This is a genomic window from Portibacter lacus, from assembly GCF_021533215.1.
In the GTDB taxonomy this organism is placed as follows: domain Bacteria; phylum Bacteroidota; class Bacteroidia; order Chitinophagales; family Saprospiraceae; genus Portibacter; species Portibacter lacus.
Map to the genome: position 1 here is coordinate 1 of NZ_JAJNKA010000028.1, position 9,823 is coordinate 9,823.

Consider the following 9,823-nt stretch of genomic DNA (forward strand, 5'->3'; position numbering starts at 1 on the left):
CGTAAAAAATGCTAAATAAGCAAGGTGTGTCGCTTTTTTGAAGGTGGATTTATTCGAAACCATAAACATTAAAAATACATTGGTTTTTTGCGCGATCGTTTTATTAGTGGCACTCTAACGTGATAGCTGAATCCTGAGTCCGACCAACGGGAGGATTCAGTGATCTCGGCATGTTATGAGTTTTTTTATTTATTTGCAATGCATCTCATAATATCCTAATGACAATTTATGAGATAAGTCATTTGCAGATTGTAAATCTTTACAAGCCTTCTCCATATTTTGGATTTTTTCTGCAAATAAAATACCCCTATTGTAAAAATAAGTACCACTTTGATGAATTGAGATACTTTTGTTATAATCTTTTAAAGCTTTTTCATAATCTCCAATTTCAGAATAGACTATCGCCCTTCTGTTGTAGGCTTGATGATAATTGGGATCAAGCTCAATTGCTTTGTCTAAATTTGATAATGCAATATCTAGGTTTCCCAGAAACATTTGCGCCTTGCCAAGTTCTTTTAAAGTTCCAGCACGTGTAGAGTCAAGCTTTACAGCCTTTTCTAAATATTTTGCGGCTTTGCTCCATTGTTCTTGATAGTTGTATGCTTCACCAACTAATGCAACTATATGTGTATTAGTTGAATTTAGTAAATATTCTTCCCCTTTTGTAATCACATTAGAATAGTCTTTGAATTCATGATAAACATTTACAAGATTATAAAAGGCTATGTCGTATTTGGGTGCGAGTTGTAGAGCTCTATTTAAATTGAAAATCACTTCACTTGTATCCTTTTTAGTTTTAAGTTGAGCAATTGCAAGGTTATTATAAGCCCTGTAGTTTTTTGGATCTATTTGGATGGCCTCTTCATTTAAATTAATTATTTCATTTTGGTTCTCCAGTTTTTCACTCTGAATACTAAGAGCTAATGATCTAGGATCAATCCCTTTTTTGCATGAACAAGCAATAATTATAAACAAGGGTAAAAAATATTTCATTTTATGTTTTTAATGTGGATCAAAAACTCTGAGTTTATTTGACAATTTTTAATCGATTTATTGGTTTTAATTGTGATTTATCTTTTGAATCAATATTTAGAAGTCAATACTAGATAATTAAAAGTTTTCAAATTCATTTTATTATTGTAGTCATCTATAAACTTGATCTAATATTTGGTCGAGTTAGCATAATTACTCATAACGGTGAATATTTATATTGATTATGTGTATTTTATATATTACAAAATTATTTAACTTTAAATTTTCCGTTATCTAACTTGATTTATTTTCGTTTTCAAAATACGAAATTTTGAAGATTAGTTTCTAGCTAAATTTCTAGGATTTTGAAGATGAAAGGTCTGGAGAATTACTCATAACGGATCGGTGATATGGAGCGGACGTAGCGATAGCAAGTCTGATCTCATATCACTTGTTCTCACTCGTTTTCTATTTCCCGCTTGATTTGTAAAATTTTCCAATTTATTGATTTTATAGATTTATGTATTTCTTCAAGATTTGTTTTTCCAATAACGTTTAAAGTTTGGATCGAATCCTTTACTTGATCGATGCTATCCAAGTGATAAATTAATTTGGATTGATCATTAATTGCAGTATCAATTTTTAAAATTGCAGATTGTATACTTTTAACATTTTCATCCTTTACTACAGATTTAGGGAAAATCATACTAAGTAGATTTGCTAAAAGTATGCAACCAGCCACACCTAAAGAGGCATATGATATATTTCTTGTGTTCCTCGAAGTTTTCCTGTTTTTTTCAGCCTCCTTTAGCCGCAAAAGATTCATTAACGCTTCAGGTGTTAGAAACCATGTGCATTCATACTCGTGATTACAATCTTTATAAGCTTGCGTTAATTTATCGTATTCATCTTGATTTTGAGGATTGCATTCAAACTCTGGTTCAGGAGCCTTGCAGTAATTTCCGTAATATGTATTTGTCTCATCATGAGTGAATGAATTTTGAAAGATAATTTTTAAGGTCGTATCATCTTCATCATCCGTGATCAGATTGCAAGTCAGAAGTTCGGCTTTAATTTTTGTTAGGTTTGTTCCACAAGAAATACACTCAGAACCAATCTCTAACATTTTCAAATAGAGTTGCTCTGGTGTACAATGTTTATGTTGCAGTTTCTCTGTCATAAATTTTAAGTTAAAGAAAACGGGGTTTTACCCCCGTCCGTGGTCTAACTAATCGTTAGTTGAACGGTAATGTGTTGGAACCTTAACACGTTTCCCTTTCGAGTTAGTGTAAGTATAACCTTTGACGTATACCTTCTTTTTACCACTGGCTGTTTTTGCCATCTAAGTAAATTTTGATTTACAAATTAGGTCAACACCAAGCCTTGACCATTTAGGCATCCCTTTAGCTGCCATTAGATTTCGGTTTGGTGACAAAAACAGTTTTTCTTTCATATTTTTTATTTTAATGAGTGAGAACGTCATAGCTGCATCCAGAGGCCTGACGAAGGAAGGCTTATGCGATCGCAGCATGTTATAGCCTGTTATTTGCAAGTTAGGTTTCTAACATCTACTTCGGATGCCACAAGTGTATTAAATTCACTATTCATTTTTTTTAGTTCGTTTTCAGGATCATATTTATCTATAATTTCATACAAGATACAAGCTGCATTTTGATAATAGTTGAGATCAACTTCTTCTACGTTTTGATTAGAGTCGACTTGATTGGCAACTATCTTAAATCGGAGTGTCTTGAAAATCCTAATTTTGTCTACACTAATCGCGAAATTTCGCCTATCGAAAGCATCAATTAACTCACTTTTATCAATTGTTAGTCCTAATTGTAGATTCTTTTCTTTAGAGACTGTTAAAGGGATTTCATAAATGAACATTGTGAGTTGTTTGCCAATTATATCATCCACCACTACTACTATTTCATCTAAATGTATTGGAGTCGTATTCTGATTAAATAAACTTACTAATAGATCAACAGAATTTTCTGATTCTGAGATTGAATCTATTAAATAGTTAATTTTTGATCCGTTTATATACTTTTCTGGAAAAAAGCCGTTTTGATCAAGATATTTTGCCTTTTGTTTGAGAAGTTGGCCGTAAGTATTTTTCTCAAATTTTCCATATAGTCCATAGTTTAGGCTGTTTTGAATTGATTTGATTTGTAAGTATTGATCGTAGCTAATTTTTTTCGAATTCAAATCTTTATCTGCCATTAGACTTTGAGCTTCAAGATTTTCTAAATTTGGAACGACTGATGTTATTGCTTCTCTCCCACAAGAAAGCATCACTAAGATTATTAATATGTTAAATTGTTTCATCATTACAAACTATAATACTTCTCTTACGCAAATTAGGAACGATGCAATAGACTACTCTGATATAGTATTTTTTTTGCTTTTGCCTTTGCTCTAATTTTGGTTTGCATATCAATTCTCAAGATAAAAAGATACAGAATCTTCCAAGTTTTTGATCAGTTCTTCATCCATATATTTGTAATTGTCTGGAATATCAAGAACAATTATTTCTTTGGAATCAATCGATTTATTGAACAGTTCTACTATCCTTTTTTTATGTTTCTTTTCCATGACAAAAATTAAGTCAGCCCATTCAATTAATTTTTGCGAAATTCGAATTCTAGCTACTTTTGAAGTTCCTGCAGACCTTATATTGTAGCCATCTCTATTTTTGAAAATAGTTTCAGCTGTTTTACTTCTCCATTGATTTCGACTGCAGATAAAGAGTACATTCATTATTCCAAATGCTTGATTTGTTTCTTATTTTTCCTCTTTCGAATGGCGTCTTTTTTAGCACCATGTTTATCTGCCCAACTATAAAGCAAAGAATCAGGGTCTTTTTCCATTCCGTCAATTTCTCTTTTTGAAAGCTTGCTAAAGTCTTTTCTCGTAACGTGATAACTTTTTGACATTATGTGATTTTTAATAGGCTATAACGGTTTCGCAGCATGCTCCGTTCCGACGAAGGAGGTATGGAGTTATCGCTGCATGTTAGTGGTCGTTTCGCAATTTTGTAATTAACTCATTCTTCATTTCAAGCAAGAATTTTTTCATCGATACTTGAATGTTGATGACATCTTTCTTTTCAAGCACTATTTCATCATTCAATTCATAGTGATTTTCAAGCTGACAATCTCTAGTCTGATTAAGAAATTTTGAATCAACGACTTCAGAATTGTGAACAATTGCATGTCGCAGTGCTTGACCCATTATGATTATGTCTTGATCCTTATTCCGGCTGATTTCGAAATTAAAGTATTTATTAAATGCTTCTTTTGAACTCTTCATATCCTGAAAAGAATAGCTTTCTTTGTCAATTATTATATCGCCCAATTTGCCTCTCAGATCAAAATTATTTTCAGCCAATTTCCTAAACTCAAACTTCACTTTACTTTGAATTTTAAGAGCAAAATGCGAATCAAAAAGAGTGAGAAAATTTACTGAACTGACGAACATTTCTTTCAAAATAGAAGTAAAATAGGAGACTAATAGAACAAGACTTTGACTATATACCTTCTGAAACTGAGGTTTAAATGAGTTGTTTTCCTTTATCATTTCGAGATTCCTAATCGTTGAGGTTGGAAGTAAATGTATACTAGTTATATTAACTTCATGGTTGGTCTTTAGAGATGCTTCTAATTTTTTTAAATTACCGATACAAAAGTCTAATAAAAGTTGATCAAAGTTTAGTAACCCTGCTATTGTAACTGAATGGCTATCAAATCTTTCTATTATTTTAAGTAAGATAGGTTCAATTGCTTCTTCATAAACAATAGCATCCTGACTATTATTAACAAAGTTCTCCGCTTCTTCCAAACTCAGGCCTTCAATCAAGCTAATAAATTTAATGTGGTCGCCACCTTTTCCGCAACCGAAACATTTGAAAATACCTTTCGTTGGTGAAACTACGAAAGATGGAGTCTTTTCATTGTGGAATGGACAATTGCCTTTCCAATTTGCGCCAGCTTTCCGTAAGTCTACGTACTCCTTAATTATTTCTACTATATTTATGGTACTCATAAGAATTCTTAGCTTCTAATCTATTTATTATCAATTTGTGAACCTAACTTATATCCTATAAGCTCTCTAAACAAAATCTCTTCTCCCTCATTTTGAATTTTGATATCTAATAAGAAATTTAAGGGAGTGACGAAACTGATAGGAATTTCTCCCTCTTCTACATCATAGCTCATTGAATTTACTCCTATAACTTTACCTGCTTCATTGAATACTGGACCTCCACTCGAGCCTGATAACATGTCGATAGTAGTCTGATAGCATTCTGTAGTAATGCCGCATGTAGGGCATCTGGAATGTATCTCCAACAATTCACCATGATAGTTTTCAGGAACTATTGACCAAATATTGGCCACGGGATCTTTCAAGTTGGTTTTGGGATATGCGAAAGTCATGACTTTTTCGCCAATCGATGGTTTATCAAAATCGTATTCCCAAATAGGATTCTCAAAGTCCTTTCCATCAATTTGAAGCACGTTTGGTTTTGCCAAACAAATATCGGCAGATTCATGATGAAAAATATGTCTGATTTTTCTTGGTTGAAAAGAGCTGTCATTTACAATCTGAGTGAATAAAAATTCAGATTTGGGATCAATATCAGCTCTATCTAGAACATGTTTGGCAGTGACAATTCCTCCAATATGATCAATAAAAAAACCAGTTCCAATAAACTTTGGTTTTTGATTCTTGAGACCGAAAATAGGTACTGTGATATTATGTGGTTTAGCATGCATGGTGTGTTGTATTTATAAGGTAAAAATACAGAAAATCATATTTTAGTCTTTGGTTTGCAATTTGAAGTGGAATTTTTACCAATAAATGACCACTAACGGTAAATGATATCGCTCGTCTCTGCGACGAAGGAGGCAGATATGAGCTGATATCTAGTGTTCTATGGCGTTGTTCTCTATTCACCATTGTTTGACATTGAATTCAATAATCTTAGTCCAACTTTTGCCATTCCACTGTCTGGAAACTCGTCAAGTGTTTTTTGATAATATTCCTTTGACAATTTACCATTTCCAATTTGACCATAACAAAACGCAATATTATTCAATGCCATTTCTTTATAAGACATTTTACCTGAACTTAAAAGAGTTAAAAATCTGTACTTATCTATCCAATCATTCTTTTTAAAGTATTGGTAACTATTCTCAAAATGCGGAATAGCTTCATTAAATTCCTCCTTTTTAACCTTTATCATGCCTTTTCTGTGTGCTCTGGCAATTGTTCTTCTTAAAAGTTGTGAAATTATCAGATAAGTAATTGCCCCAAAAATTATAAAATTTGATTTGTCAAACTGATACCAAATCAAAAATATCAGTCCCATTACCAATAATTGAGGAATTATTGATATCCAAGCAATTTGTCTAACAGTTGGGATTTTTGAACTCATTTATTTAGTCGTATTTAGTTTTTAATGCCATAGAACGTCCTAGCGATAAGAGGAGTTTCGCCTTCCGCCCAACGTTACCTCTAAAGTTATATAATTTTAGATAAAATGTGTTGGAGTAAGAATTATTTAAGGCGAAATTCACTTCTTCATCGCATGTTACACATAGTGATCAAAAGAATCTCAAGACACACGATCGTGTTTGCCATTCGTAAGTTCTATAAAAAGCCAAAAGCGGAGATTGATACGTTGACATTTACTATCTGACTCATGAAGATCGATGCGTTGGCCTACTTTTTTCGGTCGAGCTAACGATAATACGAAAGAGAAGACGTGTTGGAACATGACAAGATTGAACGCTTGGATTGGAGTGAGCAAAGTTGCTAGTTAACTGTAAGCGCGAAAGTTGAAGGATTCTGTATTAAGCAAGTGAAAACCTGAACAAATTGAAACACATTTTCAGTAATTGATCAAAGACAAAGATGAGTTTACCGTTGCAAGATTTGGCTATCGAATTGAAGGAAATGTGCTTGTTTAATTTGCTTTCTAGCGCGTTTAAGTTGATCGTCTTCTCCTGACAAAATTTTGGCTTCGACCGAAAAAAGTTTCAAGGAATTGAGCGTTAGAAATGGCTTAAGTACAACTGGAATGAATTGACGGAGTCAATTCATTATGTGTAACGTCTTAGCTGATTATTCTGATGTGTTTGACCCCCTAGTTCTGGAGGTTTGACCCCCTATGTGGATAACTCGCTTATTTCAAATTTACAATTATATTTTAGATCTGTTTCTGAGGCTTTCCCCTTTGAGATCAATTCTGTGTGCTTTAGGTACAATTCTGTCTAAGATTGCATCAGCGATAGTTGGTTCATCTAAATACGGATGCCATGAGTTCAGAGGAAGCTGTGAACAAATTATAGTTGCTGATTTTCCATATCTATCTTCAAGAATTTGTAGCAGTGCTAACTTTACGGATTGAGATAATGGCTGGAGACCAAAATCATCAAGAATTATGAGTTTGGCTTTCTTCAACTTGTCGAGCCATTTGATCAAAGAACCATCTGTTTTTGCTAGACTGATTTGTTCTGCAAAACGGTTAAGATTAAAGTAAAGCGTTCTGTATCCGTGTAAGCAAGCATTGTCTCCTAATGCGCAAGCCAAGTATGATTTACCGCAACCCGTTGCACCGGTAATCAATACATTTTCTGCACGATTGATAAAGTTGCAATCAGCCAAAAAGGCAAGCGTATCTTTACTCAGATTTCTCTTTTCATTGCATTCGATGTCTTGGATAGAAGCTTGGTATCTGAGCTTGCTAAGCCTAAGAAACATCTTGGTTCGTCGATCTGTGCGATATTGGAACTCAGCATCTATGAGTTGCGCAATCAGGTCGTGAGCTTCAGGATGGTTGTTAATAGGCAGAGATAAGACAGCTTGGTAAGCATCGGCCATACCTGTGAGCTTCATCTGCCTAAACATGTCTAACGATTCATTTTTCATTTATTTAAATTTTATGATTAAAAGTTAATTAGTGATAAGCTTGAGGGCCTCGGATATTATCGTGAGTAGGAATTTTTAGGATAAGTACTTCGTCTGAACGATCTAGATTTTTCGCTAGGATATTCTTCATCATGGGGTAATTCCCTTTTCCAACTTTCTTGCATCGCAGAGCTGCTGCTTCAACTCTTTGTGGAGTAAATCGTTTAGCAAGATGTAAGATCCCAGCGCAGCTTTTATAAGTTTGAGCCTCATAGATTTTAGCAATTAGAACTTGCTGGATCAGCCATTCTGTTGATTCACCAATCTTAGCTGCTTGCTTTATAAAGTAAGCTCCATCATATCCTTGAGAGGCCTTCCACTGTTCATGGTTTTTGGGCAGATGTTTATCATTAGTTTGATAACGGTTACAATTCCTATAAGTCAGTCTCTGATGAACAGCGACTCTTGTTCTATCGATGTAAATTTCGACTAGTGTACGGTTATACAAAACGATTGCATACTTGCCTACATACTGATGAGGAACAGAATAGTAGTTCTTTTCTTCACCCAGAAAAACATGATAGTTCTTTTGAACCTTAGCCTTTGTGGATTTTTTGAGCTCAAATAGTTCGTTTGGTAGCTCAGCCATTAGTGGCTTTTCATATTGCTCGAAAAGCTCCTTTCTGCAGCCTTCCTTTTTTTGAAAAGGTATCTGATTATGTATTGCTAACTGATCAATTATTGCACGATTCAGTTCCTCTATGCTATGAAACACTTCGTTTCTAAGAGGGGCATAGATTCGTTGGTAAGCAATTCGAACAGCATTTTCCACACTAGCCTTATCCTTGGGTTTGCGTGGTCTGGTGGCTTGTAATTCAAGGTTATAGTGATCTGCTAATTGAACACATAAATCATTGAATTTAGGTTCATATCTGTCAGAGGTGGTAACATATGATTTTAGGTTATCTGAAAGTATTTTCTTCGGTAATTTACCTAAGAATCGAAGAGCTTGATTTATCCCGTATACAAAATCTGCTACCTTCTGAGAAGGCAAGGCAATGACAAAACAAAAATGGCTAAAAGGACAGACGGTAACTAGGACCTCACATTCATTAACTTCTCCAGTTTTGGAATCTACCCAAGAAAGTTTCTTTCCTGCAAAATCAACCTGCAAGGTGTCCCCCGGCTCGTGAGTAAGGGCTATTGTTAAATCTTTAGACCGTAGATGTCTTTTTAGTTTTGCGCAGAATTGACTGTAGCAATAGCCCTGAGGATTATCTTTTCTATACTCTTCCCAAATAAGTTGACGAGACACACCAGGTCTCGTTAATTCTTTAAGCCACAATGGAATATTTGCCAAAAAAGTCTTTTCTAATTCACCTTCGTGACCATTATGATCATGATGAAAAAGAGCTGTAAAAGACTCTTCACTCAAGGCTACAATTTTATCTAATTCCTCGCCTGAATTGAGTGCAATTTTGACATAGTTTTTAATGGTATTCTTAGACATCTTTAATCTTCGAGCAGCCTCCTTAAAAGAGCCACATCGACGATAAGTTCTAAGTATTAATCTTACTTGATCCATACGTTTTATTTTGCCCATGCTTGTGATTTTTTGTCACTAACATGATATTATTTAGCGTATGTATCCACATTATTTAGGGGGTCAAACCATCAGAATTTTTCAATTCAAGGGGGTCAAACCATCAGAATATTATTAACATTCTTCCATTTTAGAGGGGTCAAACCTCCAGAATTAGAGGGGTCAGTTTGATCAGAACTGCGGGGTCAAACCAATCAGAATATGCACTTAGCGATAAGAGGAGTTTCGCCTTCCGCTCAATGTTACCTCTAAAATTAAACAATTTTACGAAATGCGTATTGGAGTGGGAATTATTTAAGGCGGAATTACTCCTTAATCGCATGTTAGATGCCG

Annotated in this window: 10 protein-coding genes and 1 pseudogene; all 11 read right to left on the minus strand. The window is 34.2% G+C overall.

Features of this window, described 5'->3' with window-relative positions; translation table 11 throughout:
- Window positions 1–189: 189 nt before the first annotated feature.
- The gene (locus L2586_RS24130; RefSeq protein ID WP_235295573.1) at window positions 190–993 is read right to left on the minus strand and encodes a tetratricopeptide repeat protein; all 804 of its coding nucleotides are present in this window, start codon (window positions 991–993) and stop codon (window positions 190–192) included.
- Window positions 994–1,429: 436 nt separating this feature from the next.
- A complete protein-coding gene (locus L2586_RS24135; RefSeq protein WP_235295574.1) occupies window positions 1,430–2,152 on the minus strand; it encodes a hypothetical protein in 723 nt (240 codons plus the stop codon).
- 362 nt (window positions 2,153–2,514) lie between these two features.
- Window positions 2,515–3,303 carry a hypothetical protein gene (locus L2586_RS24140; protein ID WP_235295575.1) on the minus strand — a complete coding sequence of 263 codons (789 nt, stop codon included), beginning with the start codon at window positions 3,301–3,303 and terminating at the stop codon, window positions 2,515–2,517.
- Window positions 3,304–3,411: 108 nt separating this feature from the next.
- Window positions 3,412–3,735 carry a low molecular weight protein tyrosine phosphatase family protein gene (locus L2586_RS24145; protein WP_235295576.1) on the minus strand — a complete coding sequence of 108 codons (324 nt, stop codon included), beginning with the start codon at window positions 3,733–3,735 and terminating at the stop codon, window positions 3,412–3,414.
- Window positions 3,735–3,911 carry a hypothetical protein gene (locus L2586_RS24150; protein ID WP_235295577.1) on the minus strand — a complete coding sequence of 59 codons (177 nt, stop codon included), beginning with the start codon at window positions 3,909–3,911 and terminating at the stop codon, window positions 3,735–3,737. The genes L2586_RS24145 and L2586_RS24150 overlap by 1 nt, the downstream gene beginning before the upstream one ends.
- A gap of 79 nt (window positions 3,912–3,990) precedes the next feature.
- Window positions 3,991–4,833, minus strand: coding sequence for a hypothetical protein (locus L2586_RS24155; protein WP_235295578.1), 843 nt, complete (start codon window positions 4,831–4,833; stop codon window positions 3,991–3,993).
- A gap of 12 nt (window positions 4,834–4,845) precedes the next feature.
- Window positions 4,846–5,019, minus strand: a pseudogene (locus L2586_RS24915) (CHC2 zinc finger domain-containing protein); the annotation flags it as partial.
- A gap of 20 nt (window positions 5,020–5,039) precedes the next feature.
- Window positions 5,040–5,750 carry a S1 family peptidase gene (locus tag L2586_RS24160; RefSeq protein ID WP_235295579.1) on the minus strand — a complete coding sequence of 237 codons (711 nt, stop codon included), beginning with the start codon at window positions 5,748–5,750 and terminating at the stop codon, window positions 5,040–5,042.
- A gap of 173 nt (window positions 5,751–5,923) precedes the next feature.
- On the minus strand, window positions 5,924–6,412 hold the full coding sequence (locus L2586_RS24165) for a tetratricopeptide repeat protein (protein WP_235295580.1): 489 nt from the start codon (window positions 6,410–6,412) through the stop codon (window positions 5,924–5,926).
- A gap of 767 nt (window positions 6,413–7,179) precedes the next feature.
- On the minus strand, window positions 7,180–7,908 hold the full coding sequence (gene istB / locus L2586_RS24170) for an IS21-like element helper ATPase IstB (RefSeq protein WP_235295581.1): 729 nt from the start codon (window positions 7,906–7,908) through the stop codon (window positions 7,180–7,182).
- 28 nt (window positions 7,909–7,936) lie between these two features.
- Window positions 7,937–9,490 (minus strand): IS21 family transposase, encoded by a 1,554-nt coding sequence (istA, locus tag L2586_RS24175; protein WP_235295582.1) that lies wholly within the window; start codon window positions 9,488–9,490, stop codon window positions 7,937–7,939.
- Window positions 9,491–9,823 lie beyond the last annotated feature (333 nt).

Excerpts from the sequence above, each read along its gene's own strand:
- L2586_RS24130 (WP_235295573.1), bottom strand. The coding sequence starts at position 993 with ATGAAATATTTTTTACCCTTGTTTATAATTATTGCTTGTTCATGCAAA.
- L2586_RS24135 (WP_235295574.1), bottom strand. The coding sequence starts at position 2,152 with ATGACAGAGAAACTGCAACATAAACATTGTACACCAGAGCAACTCTAT.
- L2586_RS24140 (WP_235295575.1), bottom strand. The coding sequence starts at position 3,303 with ATGAAACAATTTAACATATTAATAATCTTAGTGATGCTTTCTTGTGGG.
- L2586_RS24145 (WP_235295576.1), bottom strand. The coding sequence starts at position 3,735 with ATGAATGTACTCTTTATCTGCAGTCGAAATCAATGGAGAAGTAAAACA.
- L2586_RS24150 (WP_235295577.1), bottom strand. The coding sequence starts at position 3,911 with ATGTCAAAAAGTTATCACGTTACGAGAAAAGACTTTAGCAAGCTTTCA.
- L2586_RS24160 (WP_235295579.1), bottom strand. The coding sequence starts at position 5,750 with ATGCATGCTAAACCACATAATATCACAGTACCTATTTTCGGTCTCAAG.
- L2586_RS24165 (WP_235295580.1), bottom strand. The coding sequence starts at position 6,412 with ATGAGTTCAAAAATCCCAACTGTTAGACAAATTGCTTGGATATCAATA.
- istB (WP_235295581.1), bottom strand. The coding sequence starts at position 7,908 with ATGAAAAATGAATCGTTAGACATGTTTAGGCAGATGAAGCTCACAGGT.
- istA (WP_235295582.1), bottom strand. The coding sequence starts at position 9,490 with ATGGGCAAAATAAAACGTATGGATCAAGTAAGATTAATACTTAGAACT.